The organism is Embleya sp. NPDC008237, from assembly GCF_042956465.1.
GTDB lineage: Bacteria > Actinomycetota > Actinomycetes > Streptomycetales > Streptomycetaceae > Embleya.
The window spans coordinates 457,152-475,496 of the sequence record NZ_JBIBGL010000001.1 but is presented as its reverse complement, the minus strand read 5'-3'; the positions used below and the strand labels follow the sequence as shown (position 1 = coordinate 475,496).

The window sequence follows — 18,345 nt, the reverse complement described above, 5'->3', positions numbered from 1 at the left end:
GTATCCGCGAATTCCGCCCCGGTCTTGCGCCCGGCCGAGATCAGCCGTGCATGCGGCTCAGGTACTCCCGGCAGCTGGGCAGTTCGCCGACCAGTCGCTCGGCCTGCCTGCGGATCGCCGCGAACTCGGCCATGGCACCGCTGGGGTCCAGACCGGCCAGGGCCGGCCGCGCCCGGGCGGGTGCCTTGCCGAGTCCGATCAACATCACCTTCCAGTTGTAGGCCTCGAAGCCGTGGAAGCGCGGGTAGATGGTGTCCGACTCGGGCAGCAGCGTGCGCCACGACTCCAGCCGCTCGGCCAGGCCCTCGGGCAGCGGGCGGGTCTTGGCCGCCTTCCAGTACGGGGTGTCCTCACGCCCTGCCGCGCAGTAGTGCAGGACCAGGAACTCCTTCACCCCGTCGATCACCTCGGCGATGCTGCGGTTGTAGCGCACCGCCAGCGCGGGGTCCCAGTCACGGTCGGGGAAGTAGTTCACCAACTGCTCGATGCCGTGCTGGATGAAGAAGATCCCGGTCGATTCGAGCGGCTCGACGAAGCCGCTGGACAGGCCGATGGCCACGCAGTTCTTCACCCAGGAGTTGCGGTTGCGACCGATCCGCATCCGGATGTGGTTCGCCTCCAGGTCGGGCCGATCGGGCGCGGCGAACCGGCGCAGCGTGCGCTCGGCCTCGGCCGGGTCGCAGAACTCGTCCGAGTACACGTACCCCGTGCCGATCCGCTCGTACAGCGGGATCGTCCAGATCCACCCGGCCTCGGCCGCGGTGGCGGAGGTGTACGGAGCCATCTCCCGCCCGGGGTCGGCGGGTACCCGCAGGGCCACCGCGCGGTTGTTGGGCAGCACGTCTTCGAAGGACTCGAACGGTTCCTCCAGCACCCCGTTGATCAGCAGCCCGCGGAAGCCGGTGCAGTCGATGAACAGTTCGCCGGGGATGTCGCCGTGCTCGGCGGTGACCAGATGACTGATCCACCCGCGCTCGTCCCGGCGCACCTCGACCACGTCGTCCACGACGTGCCCCACGCCGCGCTCGACCCCGAACGTGGTCAGGAACTTGGCCAGCAGGTCGGCGTCGAAGTGATAGGCGTACGGGAACTGCGTGCGCTGCTCGTTGGCGTTGCCGACCTCGCGATCGAGCAGCGTGGTGAACAGGTTGCCGTCGAGCAGACGCGGTGAACGGTTCGCCTCGCACAGCGCGGACAGCAACAGGCAGGACGTGTCGAAGTTCTCCACGTCGCCGTCCAGGTGCAACCACCAGTCGTCCAGGGTGAATCCGTCGAGCACGGGGAGCCGCTCGAAGGGGTGGTAGAAGTACGTGCCCACCTCGCGCCAGTTGGCGTACCGGATACCGAGCTTGTACGAGGCCGCACAGCTCGGCATCCAATCCCGCTCCTCCAGACCGAGGTAGGCGAAGAAGTGGCGGATGGTACTGAAGGTCGCCTCGCCGACGCCGACGGTGCCCACCCGCTCCGATTCCACGACGGTGACGGAGACCTCATCCCTGAACGTCTGCTTCAGGTAGGTGGCGGTCATCCAACCCGCCGTGCCGCCGCCCACGATCACCACGTTGCGGATCATTGTCGTCCTTTCGGTTGCGTCGAGAGTTCGCCAGGCGATCGATCAGCGTGAGGACCGGAGAGGTCATCACGGTGGAAACGAGCGCCATGGTCACGAACATCGTGAAGAGGGTGGGTGTGATCACCTTCAGATCCAGACCCACGTTGAGCACGATCAACTCGGTCAGACCGCGGCAGTTCATCAGCGTGCCCAGGGCCAGTGCCTCGGTACCGGGGATGCGCAGGCCGCGGGCGACCAGCACGGTGCTGCCCCACTTGCCGACCACGGCCACCGCGGTGATGGTCAGACACCAGCCCCACAGCCCTCGATCCGAGCCGAACAGGCCGAACTCGGTGCGCAGGCCCGAGTACACGAAGAACAGCGGCAGCAGCAGCGTGACGGTCAGATCGCGCATGCGCGCCGACGCGACCTCGACCGTGACCGAGCCGCGCGGGACGATCACGCCCAGCAGGAAGGCGCCGAAGATCGCGTGGATGCCGATGCGATCGGTGGCCAACGCGGTGAGCATGATCGCCGCGAGCAGTGCGGGCAGAACCGCCGCGTCCGACAACCGGCGCGGTTCCGACTCGCGCCCGGCACCTTCCAGGCGAGCCAGCGCGGGGCGAATCACGCCCCACATCAGCGCGCTGAACGCGCCGGTGCACAGCAGGGTTCGCACCACTCCGAAGCCGGAGGAATGGCCGGTGGCGGCCACCACGACCGTCAACAGACACCACGCGGTGACATCACCGATCGCGGCACAGGCCAGCGCCAGCGCGCCGAGCCGGGTGCGCTCCATGCGGCGGTCGATCAGAATGCGGGCCAGCACCGGGAAGGCGGTGATGCTCATGGACACCGCGAAGAACAATGCGAAGGGTACGAATCCCACGCCGTCCGGAGCCAGCGAGGAGTACCCGACCAGGGCGAGCAGCACGCCGCTGAGCATCGGCACCGCGATTCCCACGTGGCTGATCATCAACACGACTCGGCCGCGACCGCGCACCTGGCTCAGGTCCAGCTCGTAGCCGACCAGGAACATGAAGAAGATCAGGCCCAGTTGGGCCAGCACGTTGATCGACCCGTTGAGCGACTCCGGCAACAACCAGTGGTACCCGCCGGGCCACAGCAGGCCGAGCAGGGACGGTCCGAGCACGATGCCCAGGCAGATCTCGCCGATCACCCCGGGTTGCGCCATCCGGAGAAACAGTCGGGACATCAGGTGGCAGAGCACCAGCACGATCGCCAGCGCCAGGAGCAGGTGCGCGAAGGTGTCCGCGGCGGTCGTACGCACACCGCCGGCGGTGACGGCGTTGTGTCCGCCGTAATGGCGCACGCCCAACCACAGACCGGTCAGGACGAGCGCCGCCGGCAGCCCGACGATCAGCATGTAGAGCAGGACCTGCCGGCTTCGCGATACGGGCGGGTCCGGTAAGGGCGAGTCGAGTACCGGCGGGTGTTCGCGCTCGAAGGGCGGCCGCGGGTCGATACCGCTTCCCGCCGGGGAGTCTTCACGGATGGACATCGCGACTTCCTCTGCGCAAGGTGATCACGGCGATGGCTGGAAAACGCACACCGCGGCGCGCCGCCGACGGGGACGGTGGGCGCGCCGCGGTGACTCAGGGGCGCCCGGGCCAGGCGGCATAGCCACGCAGGCCGTACAGCAGCGGATCGGCCGACGCACGATGGGCCGTGCCCATCACCTCGCCGAAGATCACCGCGTGGTCGCCGACGACGTCGTCGCGGACCACCTTGCAGTCGGCGACCCCGTGTGCGGCCTCGGCCAGATGCGGGCCGCCGGCGCCGTCGGGCAGACACCAGGGAGTGAGCGCGAACCGGTCCGGGGCGCCGGAGGCGAACAGCTCGGCCGTGCTTTTGGCATGTCCGCTCAGCAGGTTGAGCGCGAAGGTCCCGCACGAGCGGACCGCCGCCAATGTCGGGCTGCCCTGGCGCAGGCAGACCAGCAGGGTGGGCGGGGACAGGGTCACGCAGCTGATCGACGTGCAGGTCATGCCCCAGGGGCGGTTTTGGGTGTCGAAGGTGGTGAACACTCCGACACCGGTGGGGAAGCCCGCCATGAAGGCGCGCAACCGGTCCGCACGGTCGGCCGGCTCCTCTTGGCGGTCGACCCGGGCGTCGTTGTGCACTTCGGCGCGGATGGAATGCGTCACGAATTACTCCAGGAGTGCCGGTCGAGCGACGTCATTTGCCGTGGAGTTGGCGCAGGAATTCGTACGTGGTGGGCAGCTCGGCCAGCAGGTGCCGGCGCCGGGAATCGACCTCGGCGAACAGGTTCTCGACGCTTTCGATGGATGCCGGCTTGTATTCCAGAGCGGGCAGCACGCGATCCGGGAGATGGCCGAGACCGGCGAAGATGCACCAGTAGTTCGTGTTGTTCCAGAAGTTCTTGTTGTCCACTTCGGAATTTCCGTAGTACACCCGCTCGCCGGCCTGCGAGGTGTTCACCGGGAATCCGGCCCGATACAGCGAGATCTTCTCCCGGACGTCGTCGCCGAGCGGAAGCTCCTTGTTGGCCCGCCAGAACTCCGTGTCCTCGCGCGGCGAGAAGTAGAAGTGCGTCTGGATGAAGTCGCGGGTGAAGTCGAACATGCTCTCCACCTCACGGTTGAAGTGGTCGACCAGGGTCGGGTCGAATCGCTTGTCCGGGAAGTGCTTGGCGAGCTGGTGCACTGCCGAGTAGATGAAGTAGATGCCGGTCGACTCGAGCGGTTCGACGAAGCACGAGGCGAGTCCGATGCTCACCACGTTGCGCACCCAGGCCCGGCGGTTGCGACCGACCCGGAAGCGTACGTGGTTGAACGGCGTGTGGTCGGGGTCCAGGCCCCACAGGTCGCAGAACTCGCGGGTGGCCTCGTCCTGACTGGTGAACTTGCCCGAATACACGTAGCCGGTGCCGAAGCGGGTCAGCATCGGGATCTTCCAGGTCCAGCCCGAGCTCATCGCGATCGCCGAGGTGAACGGCTCGACGCCGTTGGCGGCGTCGTCGTGCGGGATCGCGGTGGCCACGGCGCTGTCGCAGAGCAGCTGGTCGGACATGTCCAGGAACGGCTCTTCCATCGCCTGGTTGATCAACAGGCCGCGGAAGCCGGAGCAGTCCACGAACAGATCGCCTTCGAGAAGCCGACCCTCCTTCGTGCGCAGCGCCGTGATGTAGCCCCGCTCGTCGAAGAGGGGCTCGGTCATCTCGTCCTGAATGTGCCGCACACCCTGCTTCTCGGTGGCGAACCGGCGCAGGAAGTCCGCGACCAGGTTGGCGTCGAAGTGCCAGGCGTAGCCGGTGGCCTGGCTGCCGTCGCGGTAGCGCGGGCCCTTCTTGGCGTCGAGCACCTCGGCCTCGGCGAAACACGCGTAGTCGAAGGGGACGTCGGTCTCCCCCCGCAACGTGCGCAGGTGCCAGTAGTGCGAGAGCGGAATCCCGTCGTGCTCCGGCAGGTTGGCGAAGTGGTGGTAGAAGTGGTCGACGCCGCCGCCGAGCGTGCGCGGCTGTGCCGTGCCTTTACCGGGGGTGCGCCAGTTCACGAACCGGATGCCCGCCTTGAAGCTCGCGTTGCACTCGCGCATCCATTCGTCCTCGGGAATTCCGAGGTAGTCGAAGAACGCGGCCTGCAGGTTGGGCACGGTGGCTTCGCCGACACCTATTCGGGGAATGGTGGGCGCCTCCAGGACCGTGATGTCCACGGCACCCTGGAGGGCCTTCCCCAGATACGAGGCGGTCATCCACCCCGCAGTCCCGCCGCCGAGAACGACCAGCCTTTTGATGCGATGGTCCACGAGTCTCTCCTTCGGCCTGCGGCCGCGGGGTTCGATCCCCGCGGCCGACCCTGGAGAGCATCCTGAGAGACGGCTCTATATTTTTCCTATGAACCGTCCCGGACCCTTACGCGACCGCTCGCCGACGAGACCATTTGCTAACCGAAAGCACTCGTTCGGGCGAATCGCGGATCGGTGTACTGCTTGGTTTCGGTAACCCACCGCAACCGTTCGACACTTTCCTGGACGTCTTGATGCGAGACATATAGCGGGTGAAATCCGAAGCGGAGCAGGTCCGGCGGCCGGCTGTCCGCGACGACGCCCTCCGGCATCAGGGCACGGATCATCCCGTAGGCGTGCTCGTGCCGCAACGAGACGTGTGAACCGCGGCGTTCGGCCGCGCGCGGGGTGACCACCTCGAAGCGCGGTTCGTCCGGTAGTTCGTCCACACAGCGGACGAAGAACGCGGTGAGCGAAAGGCTCTTGGCGCGCACCTGCTCGACCGACACGTCCCGATAGACGTCCAGCGCGGCGTCCAGGGCGACCAGCGACAGGATCGCGGGTGTCCCGACGACGGCCCGGCCGATGCCGGCGGCCGGCACATACGGGCCGCCGGTGGCGAACGGGGTGGCGTGTCCGAGCCAGCCGGCCAGCGGCAGGTCCAAGGCTTGGTGGTGGCGCTCCGCGACGTACACGAAGGCCGGCGAACCGGGGCCGCCGGACAGGTACTTGTAGGTACAGCCCACCGCCATGTCGACGTCGTGGCGCTCCAGGTCGAGCGGCAGCACGCCCACTGCGTGACAGACGTCCCACAGGACGACCGCGCCGACCCCGTGCGCCGCCGCGGTGATGCCCGCGACGTCCCACAGTTCACCGGTGCGGTAGTCCACCACCGGGTAGGCCGCCACCGCCACGTCCCGGCCGTCTCGGGCCAACCACTCGGCCGCCTCCTCCGCAGGCACCTCGACCACCCGCAGGCCGAGCAGCCTCGCCGCCGAGTCGGCCATGTAGCGGTCGGTGGGGAAGTGTCGTGGATCGGTCAACAACACCTGCCGGCCCGGCCGCAGTCGGGCCGCCCCCACCAGCGCGTTGAACAACTGCACCGAGGTCGAGTCGCCCACCGCGACCTGCCCCGGACCGACCCCCAGCAAGGCCCCGATCCGATCGCCCACCCGGGTGGGCAGTTCCATCCAGTCCACCCACGAGCGCACCAGATTCTCGCGCCATTGTCGGTGGATCGCGTCGTGCACGGCGGGAGCGACCGAGGTCGGCAGCGGGCCGAGCGAATTGCCGTCCAGGTAGATCAGCCCCGGCGGCAGCGTGAACCGCTCCCGGAAGCCGGCCAACACGTCGTCTGCGTCCAGTCGTTCAGCGTCGGTGCGAGTCGTGGGCATGTGCCGACCTCCGTCGATTCCGAGGTGCGATGCGAGCCGTGCCGAGTGCCGGACCGAGCGGGACCACCCGCTCGTCCGGGTACGCGCAGCGATCCAGGAAGCGAGCCACGCTCTGGCCCAACTCCCAGGCACTGGAGGACTTTCCGGCCCCTCGAACCTGTCGGAACAGGGCGACCAGGGCGCTCTTCTCGTCCTCCAACCAGCGCTCGCCGTCCCGCACGGGTGCGGCTTGCGCCTCGTGCCCCCGACGCACCCAGGCGTTCAACGCCCGGTCCAGGACGACCGCGAATTCCGGTGCCGCGGAAGCCTCGATGCCGGCCGCCTCACGACCGAAGATGCGCACCAGGCGGTGCAGCCGATAGCGCGTGGTGGTCCCGCCCGCGCCGGCGACGAAGGACAACAGTCGCGCGTCCACCAGCGCCTCCAGTACGTCCTCGACCTCCTCGTGGGGCATCCGCAGGATCTCGGCGGCGGCCCACAACGGGAAGTCCGGCACGTCCAGTTGGGTGAGCAGGCACAACGCCCGGCGCACCCGCGGTTCGAGCCCGCGATAGCTCTGCTGGATACCGAACCGGACGTCCAGGTCGGAGGTGCGCAGTTCGTCGAGGTGGCCGCGCGCCGCGGCCATCCGGACCACGAGCGAGGCCACCTGCCAGTGCGGCCTGGCGTGCAGACGAACGGCCGCGATCCGAACCGCGAGCGGCAGACCGCCGCACAGCTCGACCAGCCGTCGGGCCATCTCGCGCTCGGCCTGGATCCGGGCCTCCCCCGCCACCCGGGACAGCAGTTCCAGCCCCTCCTGCACGGACAGCGGGCCCGGTTCGATCAGGCTGACTCCATCCAGGGCGGTCGGCGAGCACCGACTGGTGATCAGTACCCGGCACCCGGCGGCGCCCGGCAGCAGCGGTCGTATCTGGCTCTCGTCGCGCGCGTTGTCGAGCAGGATCAGCATCCGCCGACCGGCGAGCCTGCTGCGGTAGAGCTGGATGCGTTCCTCGATCGAATCGGGGATCGCCGACTCGTCGGTATTCAACGCGCGTAAAAACCAGGCAAGAACCTGCCCCGGATCCTTGGGTCGCTCGTCGAGACCACCGAGATCCACTTGGAGTTGACCATCGGGGAAGACGTCCAGGCACCGGTAGGCGGCCCGCATCGCCAGTGCGGTCTTGCCGATGCCGGCCATCCCGGTGATCGCCACCGGGCTCCCGAGTGCGCAGGTCGGCCTCTGTGCGCGAACCGACACCCCCGGCGCCTCGGGGCCCGCGGGGCCCGTGGTCCCCGCCCGCAACAAGGTCTCGATCACCTCGAGTTCGCTGTGCCGGCCGGTGAAGTCGGCGACATCGGGCGGCAGCATGGCCGGTCGCACCCGACTCCACGCGTTGGTGGTGACCGCCCGTGGACCCGCCCCGGTCGTCGAGCGCGCGAGCACGGGATCTCCCTCCAGGATGCCCTGGAAGACGGTGTTCATCGCGTGTCCCGGATCCACCCCGAGTTGCTCGGCCAACACGTGCCGGCCCTGCTGGTAGATCTCCAGTGCGTCGGCCTGTCGATCACAGCGGTACAGCGCGGTCATCAGATAGGTACGCATGCGCTCGCGCACCGGGTGGCTCTCCACCAGCGCGGTCAGCTCGGGCACCAGTCGCGCATGCAGGCCGAGTTCGATGTCGGCCTCGATCCGAGCCTCCAGCGCCCGCATGCGCGCCTCCTCGAGCCACGGACCGTCGTTGGCGGCCAGGAACTCGGTCACGTTGGCCAGAGCCGGACCGCGCCACAGCCGTAACGCCGCCGCCAGGTGTCGTGAGGCCTCCTCGAACCGCCGGTTCGTCAAGGCCGTGTGGCCCATCCGGCTGAGGCGTTCGAACTCCTCGTGGTCGAACCGGGCCGAGCCCAGGCTCAGTGCGTAGCCGGGTTGGCGCCGCACGATGTAGGTACCGGCCGGCCCGAGCAGTTTGCGCAGCCGCGAGATGTACGTATAGATCTGCGAACTCGCGGTGGCGGGCGGTCGATCGCCCCACAGGTTGCTACTCATCCGAGCGTCGGACAACACCGTCCCGTGGGCCAGGAGCAAGCCCGCCAAGGCGGTGCTGGGTTTGGTTCCGTCGAAAGATGTCTCGATTCCCCCCCTGTACATCGTCACCGGCCCGAGGATGCGAATTTCCATCCGATCCTCGGGGTCACCCATCGTGCTGTGCGAGATCGTCCCCGTCGTCTCGTAAGAATTCTTCGAGAGATCAAGCATGCCTAGCCTCCCCGCAGACTGCCAGCGTCAGCAGCTTGGCACGGTAAGGACGAGACTCTCTGCGCACCAGTCGTTATTCGCCGTCTGACCGATTTCGACACGGCCGCCGACTCCGGAGACGGATAGCACCCGGACGCCTCGCGGTTTCCCCGTCAAAATGGGAGTAGAAGACAATCGACCGCAAAGCACGGCAAACCATGCACCCGACGCAGGGTGGAATTCCCCCGCGGGGACGCCGAACTTCTCCCCGGAAACGGGAAATTCCCATCCGTCAACGGGAGTTCCGGCCTGATCCCGTGGACTTCGGGCAGCCTCGACCGGCTCCGCGCCGGCCCGGCCGGCGGATCGACCGGAGCCACCGCCCGAGTCCTGTCCGAAGCCGGTCAAACCGGCACCGGCGGCAACTCCTCGCGGTACAGCCACCCGTCGAACAGCGGCCCCAGCGGCATGGGCGCATGACGTTGCGCGTGCGCGGTGAAATCCTCGGTGGTCACCACGCCGTGCCGGTGCGACGTGGTCCACGCGCGCAACATCGCGAAGAACGCCGAGTCGCCCAACGCACACCGCACCGCGTGCACGGTCAACGCGCCGCGGGCGTAGATCCGGTCGTCGAAGATCAGCTTCGGCCGCGGCGAACCGAGCAACAGGTCCTGCGGCAAGCCGCCCAGTCGGGAGTACTCGACGGCGGCCTGCGCGGCGGCCGTGTGCCCGCCGGAGCGCTCGGCCCACAACCACTCCGCGTAGCGCGCGAAGCCCTCGTTGAGCCAGATGTGCCGCCAGTCCGCGAGTCCGACGCTGTTGCCGAACCACTGGTGCGCCAACTCGTGCGCGACCAGCCGTTCGAAACCGCGCTCGCCGTCCACGTGGTTCGCCCCGAAGGTGGCCAGCCCCTGGGCCTCGATCGGGATGTCGAGGTCGTCGTCGGTGACCACCACGGTGTACTCGCCGAACGGGTACGGTCCGAACAACTCCTCGAAGAGCGTCATCATCTCCGGTTGCCGGGCGAAATCGACCAGGAAGCGCGGCAGCAGCCGGGCCGGCACGTGCGCGAACTGCGGCACCCGCGCGTGCGGTTCCAGCGGCCCGATCGTGTCGTAGCGGCCGATCGAGACGCTGACCAGATAGCTCGCGGTGGGCGCGGGCTGCTCGTAGACCCACGTGGAGGTGCTGCCCCGGGTGCTGCGGGTGAGCAGCCCGCCGCTGACCGCCACGGTGTACGCCGACGGCGCGGTGACCGAGATCTGGTACGCCGCCTTGTCGTCGGGCCGGTCGTTGCACGGGTACCAGGACGGCGCCCCGATCGGCTGACCGGCCACCAGCGAGCCGTCGGTCAACTCCTCCCAGCCCACCCCGCCCCACGGGCTGCGCACCGGCTTGGGATTGCCGACGTAGTGCACCTCGACGGTGAACGCGGCCCGCGCACGGATCGTCGCCCCCGGCCGCACCCGCAGCTTGCCCGCGCGGTGCGCGTAGCGCACCTGGCGGCCGTCCACCAGCACCCGGCCGATCCGGAACTCGCCCAGGTCGAGCACGACTTCCTGGAGCGGTCGATCGCCGGCGACCGCGCCGATCCGGGCGGTGCCGGCCAGCCGATTGGGGCCGGGGCGGTAGTCCAGGGCCAGCTCGTAGCGATGCACGCGATAGCGCGGATCACCGTGCGTGGCGAAGTACGCCTCCCCCGCGACCGAGCGCGGCCCCTGGTCGATCACCGTTTCGTGCTCCGTCCCCGTCGCGCCCACCGTCGCGGGACGGGCCGTGTCGCGCGACGCCGCCTCGAAACGCATTACCGTCGCCATGCCTCGATCGGATTGCCCAGCCAGCCGGTGTCCTCCGGGACCGTCTCGCCACGCATCACCAGCGAGGCGGGACCCAGCGTGCTGCGTGCCCCGATCGTGCTGCCCGGCAGCACGATCCCGCGCGGGCCCAGGGTGGCGCCCTCGCGAAGGATCACAGTATCCATCCGCATGATCCGGTCGTGGAAGAGATGCGTCTGGAGCACGCAGCCGTGCCCCACGCTCACCGCATCCTCCAGGGTGACCAGGTCCGCCTCCGGCAACCAGTAGCTCTCGCACCACACGCCACGGCCGATGGATGCCCCGAGCCCGCGCAGCCACACGTTCAGCACCGACGTACCGGGCACCCGGCCGATCAGCCACGGCACGGCCAGCACCTCGACGAAGGTGTCGGCGAGTTCGTTGCGCCACACGAAGCCGCTCCACAGCGGGTGCTCGACCGGCTCGAACCGGCCGACCAGGATCCACTTGGCCGCGATCGACACGACACACGCGAGCACACCGCAGCCGAGCAGGACCGCGCCGGACAGCAGCGCGGCCAGGAGCAGCGAGTGCGCGCCCAGCCAGGCCAGTGCGGCCAGGGTGAGCAGGGCCAGCGCCGCCGAGCACAGCACCGGCACCGCGCGACACAGCTCGACCAGGCCGCGGGCCCAGCGCAGCCGGGCGGGCGGGTCGAAGGTCAGGCCCTGGTCCGCGACGTCCGCCGAGCGCGGCAGCCGCATCGGCGGCATGCCCAGATACGAGCCGCCCTTCTTGGTCTTCTTCGGCGTCGCGGACAACACGCCGACCAGGCCGCGAGCGGGCACCGAGCGGCCCGGCGCGGTCATCCCCGAATTGCCCAGGAAGGCCCGCTCGCCGATCCGGGCCTCGCCGATCCGAATCCACCCGCCGCCGAGTTCGTAGGAGGCGATCAGCGTGTCGTCGGCCAGGAACGCGCCGTCGCCGACCGTGGTCAGACTCGGCAGCGCCAGCACGGTGGAGGCCTCGACGCCCTTGCCCACCTTCATCCCGAGCGCACGCAGCCACACCGGCGTGAACAGACTCGCGTACAGCGGGAACAGCTTGTCCCGGGCCAGGTCCATCAGCTGGGTGACGGTCCACGCCTGCCAGCCGATCCGCCCGTGCAGCGGGTAATAGCCCGGCCGCAGGCCCAGGCTGAGCACTCGCACCAAAAGCACGATCGACAGCGCATAGACCAGCGCGAACGCGGCCACCGCCGGCACCAGCGCGAGCATGGCGCCGGTGAGCGCCGCGCCGAGGCCCTCGCCGGGCCGCACGAACGCGCCCAGGATCGGCAGTACCGGCAACACGGCCAGGACCGGCAAGAGGGTCGGCAACAACCCGCTCGCGCCGTACAGCACCGCCCAGCGCCTGCTGCGCGGCGGACGCGCGCCGAACCGGCCCCGATCGACCTTGCCGAGTCGAACCGCCGGCACCCCGCCCCAGCGGCGACTCGGCGGCACGTTGCCGGTCACCGCCGAACCGGCCGCCACCTCGGCGGAGCGGCCGATCCGAGCGCCGGGGAAGAGCGTGCTGCGAGTGCCCACGATCGCGCCCGCGCCGACCTTTATCGCGCCGATCTCCAGCCGGTCGCCGTCCAGCCAGTGGCCGGACAGGTCCACCTCGGCCTCCACCGCGCAGCCTCGGCCGAGCTTGAGCAGGCCGGTGACCGGCGGCAGGGTGTGCAGGTCGACGTCCTGGCCGACCTTGGCGCCGAGCGCGCGGGCATAGCGCAGCAACCAGGCGCCGGACAGCGCGGTCGCGCCACTGGCGTCGGCCAGTTGTTCGGCCGCCCACAGCCGGATGTGCACGCCGCCACCGCGCGGATGGGTGCCCGGACGCACCCCGCGCAGCAACAACCGGGCGCCGCCCGCGGCGATCGCCACCCGGCCGGGCGGGCTGAACAGCGCGGCCCAGCCGGCCGCGACCCACCACCACGAGGCGGTCGGCGCCCACGGGTAGTCGCCGAACCACGCGGCGACGTTGCCCAGCGCGAGCAGGCCGACCGTCCAGCGCAGCCCGATCAGGGTGAACAGCGGGACCAGCAGGAACAACTGGGCGATCCGCGCCCGGGTGGGCGTGGGCGCCACCTTGCGCACCGCGCCCGCGTCCTGGGCCGAGCGCTCCAGGCGCCGGGCCAGTTTGCGCAGCGTGGGCTGCTGGTAGATGTCCGCGACCGCGGCGGCCGGGTAGCGCTCGCGCAGCAGCGTGGTCAGTCGGGCCGCGGCCAGGCTGTTGCCGCCGATCGCGAAGAAGTCGTCCTGCGCGGTCTCCGGAGCGATGCCGAGCACGTCGGTCCACTGCTCGGCGAGCCAGGCCTCGGTGCCGTAGAGCTGCTCGGTGGGCCCGGCGTCCTCCGCGTCCGCGAGCGGCCACGGCAGCGCGTCCCGGTCGACCTTGCCGGAGGTACGGGTGGGCAGGTCGGCCACCGGGGCGAGCCGGGGCACCAGGGCCGCGGGCAGCTCGGCCCGCAACCGGCAAACCGCCTCCTCGCGGTCCCAGCCCTCGCCGGTCACCAGGTAGCCGACCAGGAGCTGATTGCCGCCCTTGACGGTGCGCACCGCGGCGGCGGCCCCCACCACGCCGGGCAGGGCCTGCAGCGCCGCGTCGATCTCGCCGAGTTCGATCCGCCGGCCGCCGAGCTTGATCTGCTCGTCGCCGCGGCCGACGAAGACCAGGCCGTCGGCGTCGGCGCGCACCACGTCGCCGCTGCGGTAGGCGCGGTCCCAACCCATCGACTCCAGCGGCGCGTACTTCTCCGCGTCCTTGGCCGGGTCCAGGTAGCGGGCCAAGCCGACGCCGCCGATCACCAGCTCGCCGGTCCCGCCCATCGCGACGGGCCGACCGTCGGGGTCGACCACGGCCAGTTCCCAGCCGTCCAGGGGCAAGCCGATCCGGACCGGGCCCTCGCCGGTGAGCAGCGAGCCACAGGCGACCACGGTCGCCTCGGTCGGGCCGTACGTGTTCCACACCTCGCGGCCCTCGGCGACCACGCGCTCCACCAGCTCGGGCGGGCAGGCCTCGCCGCCGAAGATCAGCAGCCGTACGTCCAAGAGCGCCTCGGTCGGCCACAGCGCGGCGAGCGTGGGCACCGTGGAGACCACGGTGATCTCCTGCTCGGCCAGCCACGGCCCCAGGTCGGCGCCGGAGCGCACCCGCGAGCGGGGCACGGTGACCAGGCAGGCGCCGTACCGCCAGGCCAGCCACATCTCCTCGCAGGACGCGTCGAAGGCCACCGACAGGCCCGCCATCACCCGGTCGCCGGGGCCGAGCGGCTCCTCCCGGAGGAACAGGCCTGCCTCGGCGTCCACGAAGGCGGCCGCGTTGCGGTGGGTCACCGCGACGCCCTTGGGCTTGCCGGTGGAGCCGGACGTGAAGATGATCCAGGCGTCGTCGCCGGGGCCGGGTCGGCCGGGCGCCACGGGCGCGCCGTCCCGGGTGACCCGCAACGCGCGCTCGGCACCGAGCACGGCGCATACGCCGGCCTCGCCGAACACCAGGTCGGCCCGCTCGTCGGGGTCCTCGGCATCCACCGGGACGTAGGCGGCGCCGGCGGCCAGCACGGCGAGGATGGCGATGTACAGGTCGTTGCTGCCCGACGGCACCCGGATGCCGACCCGGTCCCCGACGCCGACCCCGGCATCGGCCAGCCGGCGGCGCAGCGCCTCCACCTCGGCGGCCAGGGCGCGATACGTCAGCGTCCGCCGGCCGTCGTCGAGGGCGGGCTCGTTCGGGTGGTTCCGGACGGTGGCGTCCAGGATGTCCACGAGGGTGCGCGGCGCGGGGGCGGGGCGCCCGGGGTAGACGGCGGGGGCCGGGGTGGTCGTTGCGGTGACTGTGCCGGGGCCGGGGCCGGTGCTTTCGCCGGTGCTTTTTTCCGTGCCGGTGCTTCTTGTTTCCGTGCCTGTGCCTGTGCCTGTGCCTGTGCCGGACGGATCGTCCGAGGCTCGTACTGGTAGCGCGATGGCCATGAGGTCCTCATCATCCCTGGTCCCCGCTACGGCCCGCTTGGAAGGCTCCCGGGGAGGTGTCGCGTCCCCGGTCCCTGGCCGGCCGGGTCGCTTCTGGAGCGTGGCAACCCGACCGACAGTAGCTCGCTTCGACATGCAACGACGACCCACGATGCAATCAACTGCCTTTACGGCAAAGGGATCTGACGCATCGTCATATATGAATTGACGACCAGTCAGATCCCACGAACCCCTGAAACCAAGCCTCTTGACGCACCGTCAGCCCAGAACCCGCCGTAGACACCACCACTCACTCCTGTGACCCACACAACACCGTAAGCCCGTCCCGACCACCCCGCCCAACCGACTCCGCCGGACGGATGAAGCCCTCCCGGGCCGCACGGCCCCCGTCCCCGCCGCCGCCCCTCGGCACATGCGCCCAGCGCGATCGGAGCGTGTTCTCGGCCTGCCACCCGGGACGGGTGATGCACGTCCTCAGCCTGCGGCCCGCTGCAAGGGAATCGATGCCGAGAGTGACCTCCCGCCGGTTGGTACACAATGCGGCGGGTTCGAACCCTCGCCCTCGCCCGACCACACGATCTTCACAGCATCAGACGCGTCGCCCGCGCTTGGTCTTCGCGCGCACACGCGCGCGAAGCTCGGCCTGATAGAACGCGGCTTTGTCGCCGCCCAGCCCGAAGTACGCACAGATGTCGGCCACCGTTTCGGCGTCCTCCGCAGTTCCCGTGAGCCCGATCTCGACGAGCCTCCAGAACCCCTCACGAGCGTGGTGCCCGCATGCGTCGCCCGGACCCGCTCCTCCCCCGGTCGGCCCATCGTCACCGGAACCGGCGGCCACGAACGACAACGTCTGCAGCAGCACACCTCGGGCCAGTGTCGAAAGATCGCCCGCCAGCGCGGCCATGATCACGCCGACCGCCGGCGGAGTGCACTCGAAGATGATCGTGCTTTCCTCGACGTGACCGTCGAGGGTGTATCCGATCATGTCCCGGGGGGTCTCGGCAGTGATGATCGCCTCGATGAGAAGGGGCACATGCTCGGCAGAAGCACCGCAGCCACACTTCAGCGACGCCCAATCGACGCGTCGCAGTTCTGCACGCACCAGCTCACTGACCACCACCCCAGACCCCCCTCAAGGTCTGCCGGGCTCCCGGCCCCGGGCCTTGCCCCCGGGCGCCGACGCCGGCGATCAAGCATGAGCCGACTGTCGCCCCCACCGCCACCACGTACTTCACGAAATATCCGCCACGGCCCATCCGGGTGATCCCCACCGCCGGACCGACTCGGTCCGCCGCCCCGGAATTCGGCGCCCAGATGACGCCTACGGCGAGGGCATGGCCGAACGCGTCGGCGCACCGGCCGAAGGCCGCGTCGGCCGCACCCTGGACACGGCGCCGACCGGAGGCCGGATCGACCGCGCCGACCAGCCCGGCCGGCGGCTCGCCACCGACCACCGACGTCCGCTCCCCCGGGCACACCGGCCGGGCTGCCATCGTCGCCGGTCCCATCCCCACGCAGGAACGCCGCACCGCCTGCGGTCTCACGCCCGCCGGCCCCGCCTCGGTTCGGGCCGGCCGCATCGGCTGCGGCGTCATGCCCCGGCCGGCCCCACCGTGGCTCAGACCCGCCACACACCCCGTCGGCCCATCCCGGCTCACGGCCGCCGCGCCGCCAGGGGGAGACCCGTCAGGCGTGTCGGGTCTGCGATCACCTCGATCCGGGTGATCCGCCCGGCCTCGATGGTCAGCCGTAGCGCCGCGAAGAGCCGTCCGCTCGGGGCGATCACGATGCCCGGCCTGCCGTCCACCAGGGCCACCTCGCCCACCCTGGCCCGGTGTGCGAACACTCGGGTCTCCTCGGCCACCGCCCGCGCACCCCGCACGTCGTGGTCGGCCCCGTCCGGCACCGCGAACCGATCCACCTGCCGGACCACATCCGGCGCCAGCACCCGAAGCAGGGTGTCCAGGTCGCCCCCACGCGCGGCCGCCAGGAACGCGTCGACCACGCCGTAGTGTTCGGCGAGGTCGGCTCCGTCGACGGTCGCCACCCCGCGTACGCGCTGCCGCGCCCGGCTGGCCAACTTCTTGCTCGTCACCGACGACCGCCCCACAACCGGGGCGATTTCGGCGAACGGGACGGCGAACAGGTCGTGCAGTACGAAGGCGACCCGCTCGGCGGGGGTGAGCCGGTCCAGCACCACCAACAGGGCCTGGCCCACGGACTCGGCCAACACCGCCTCCTGCTCGGGTTCGATCCCGCCCGACCGTTCCAGCACCGCGTCCGGGATCGACGTCAGGGATTCCTCGCCCCGGGTCCGCCGGATCCGCAACATGTCCAGGCACACCCGCGCGACCACGGTGGTCAACCACCCGGCCAGGTTCTCGACTCCGTCCACACCCGCCCGGTCGACCCGCAGCCAGGCGGCCTGTACGGCGTCGTCCGCATCGTCCAGCGAGCCGAGCATCCGGTAGGCGACCCCGCGCAGGTGGTCACGGTGCGCCTCGAAACGCGTCGCCAAGCCCTCGTGTCCGTTCATGGTCACCTTTTCCGTCAGGCATCAGTCAAAGGGGAGACGAACCACTCCGCACGACGCCGACCGCAGGGGGACAACGAAAAACCAGGGGCCAACCCACGACTTTACCGTCGCCGCATCGCACCCACCCGGGCCGTGCCCGTCCGGCCCGCATCGCCGCGGCCCACCACCCCGCCCAACCCGCACCGGCGGCACCGAAACGGTCCGCGCCGCACCCCGTGCTGCCCGATCGGCGCCACCGTCGTCCGATCCGTACCAAGGAGAAGCCCGATGAAGTTCTTCCGCCTCGACTCCAGCATCCGAATCGAGGACTCGGTCAGCCGCAGCCTCGCCGACCTCGTCGAGGCCGAGTGGGCTCGCGTCCACCCGGACGCCGAGTTCGTCCGCCGCGACCTGGGCCGTCGGCCGCTACCGGCGATCTGGCCCGTCGCCGAGGCGAGCCGGGCCACCGAGGAACATGCCCGGACCGACGAACAGCGCGCCGCGACCGCGTTCGCCGCCGAACTCACCGACGAATTGCTCGCCTGTGATGCGTTTCTGCTCGCCGTGCCGATCTACAACTTCGGCGTCCCACAGCAGGTCAAGCACTGGATCGACCTGATCATCACCGACCCGCGAGCCGCCGACGTCGGTCGGCAAATCCTGCCGGACCGGCCGGCGGTGCTGGTCGAGGCCCGGGGCGGCGGCTATGCCCCCGGGACCCCACGCGCCGGCTGGGACCACGCCACGCCGTACATGCACCGCATGCTCGCCGACGTCTGGGGCCTGGACGTGGTCACCGTCAGGGCCGAACTCACCGCGGCCGACGTCAACCCGGCGATGGCCGAACTCAGGCCGCTCGCCCACCGACTCCTCGCCGAGGCCCGGGACAGGGCGACCGATCAGGCCCGCACCATCGCCGAACGCCTCCGCGCCGCCCCGAAACCGCGGACACCCACAGCCGCCTGACCGACGAACCAACGGCCTGTTACCCACAGACCGCCCCGAGGCGAATGTCGCGAATCGCTCCGCCGCACTGCTGATGCCCCATCAGACCTCCAGACCTCGAAGGCAAGGGTAAGTTGCGCGCCGCAGTCGAGAACTACGAGCCGTACG

At 70.2% G+C, this 18,345-nt stretch carries 11 protein-coding genes; 1 reads left to right on the top strand and 10 read right to left on the bottom strand.

Going from position 1 to position 18,345, the window contains the following annotated elements:
* Positions 1-40: 40 nt before the first annotated feature.
* From ACFZBU_RS01950 to ACFZBU_RS01905, 10 genes are all read right to left on the bottom strand, one after another.
* On the bottom strand, positions 41-1,573 hold the full coding sequence (locus ACFZBU_RS01950; RefSeq protein WP_391581481.1) for a tryptophan halogenase family protein: 1,533 nt from the start codon (positions 1,571-1,573) through the stop codon (positions 41-43).
* The gene (locus ACFZBU_RS01945; RefSeq protein ID WP_391581480.1) at positions 1,491-3,074 is read right to left on the bottom strand and encodes a cation:proton antiporter; all 1,584 of its coding nucleotides are present in this window, start codon (positions 3,072-3,074) and stop codon (positions 1,491-1,493) included. The genes ACFZBU_RS01950 and ACFZBU_RS01945 overlap by 83 nt, the downstream gene beginning before the upstream one ends.
* Before the next feature lie 94 nt (positions 3,075-3,168).
* Positions 3,169-3,720 carry a flavin reductase family protein gene (locus ACFZBU_RS01940; RefSeq protein ID WP_391581479.1) on the bottom strand — a complete coding sequence of 184 codons (552 nt, stop codon included), beginning with the start codon at positions 3,718-3,720 and terminating at the stop codon, positions 3,169-3,171.
* Positions 3,721-3,751: 31 nt separating this feature from the next.
* Positions 3,752-5,287: a tryptophan halogenase family protein gene (locus ACFZBU_RS01935; protein WP_391581784.1), complete on the bottom strand. Its 1,536-nt coding sequence runs from the start codon at positions 5,285-5,287 to the stop codon at positions 3,752-3,754.
* Between the two features lie 191 nt (positions 5,288-5,478).
* On the bottom strand, positions 5,479-6,714 hold the full coding sequence (gene kynU / locus ACFZBU_RS01930) for a kynureninase (protein ID WP_391581478.1): 1,236 nt from the start codon (positions 6,712-6,714) through the stop codon (positions 5,479-5,481).
* Entirely contained in the window at positions 6,689-8,743 is a 2,055-nt protein-coding gene (locus tag ACFZBU_RS01925) for a BTAD domain-containing putative transcriptional regulator (RefSeq protein ID WP_391581477.1), read from the bottom strand. Before ACFZBU_RS01925 ends, kynU begins: the two co-directional genes overlap by 26 nt.
* A gap of 593 nt (positions 8,744-9,336) precedes the next feature.
* The gene (locus ACFZBU_RS01920) at positions 9,337-10,749 is read right to left on the bottom strand and encodes a M1 family metallopeptidase (protein WP_391581476.1); all 1,413 of its coding nucleotides are present in this window, start codon (positions 10,747-10,749) and stop codon (positions 9,337-9,339) included.
* Entirely contained in the window at positions 10,737-14,513 is a 3,777-nt protein-coding gene (locus ACFZBU_RS01915; RefSeq protein ID WP_391581475.1) for a Pls/PosA family non-ribosomal peptide synthetase, read from the bottom strand. Before ACFZBU_RS01915 ends, ACFZBU_RS01920 begins: the two co-directional genes overlap by 13 nt.
* A gap of 793 nt (positions 14,514-15,306) precedes the next feature.
* Positions 15,307-15,837, bottom strand: a complete 531-nt coding sequence (locus tag ACFZBU_RS01910; RefSeq protein ID WP_391581474.1) for a hypothetical protein — start codon at positions 15,835-15,837, stop codon at positions 15,307-15,309.
* A gap of 534 nt (positions 15,838-16,371) precedes the next feature.
* Positions 16,372-17,253, bottom strand: coding sequence for a sigma-70 family RNA polymerase sigma factor (locus tag ACFZBU_RS01905; RefSeq protein WP_391581473.1), 882 nt, complete (start codon positions 17,251-17,253; stop codon positions 16,372-16,374).
* Positions 17,254-17,520: 267 nt separating this feature from the next.
* Here ACFZBU_RS01905 and ACFZBU_RS01900 point away from each other — a divergent pair, with 267 nt between their 5' ends.
* Complete coding sequence (locus ACFZBU_RS01900) at positions 17,521-18,198, top strand: FMN-dependent NADH-azoreductase (protein ID WP_391581472.1); 678 nt, start codon at positions 17,521-17,523, stop codon at positions 18,196-18,198.
* Positions 18,199-18,345: the final 147 nt, after the last annotated feature.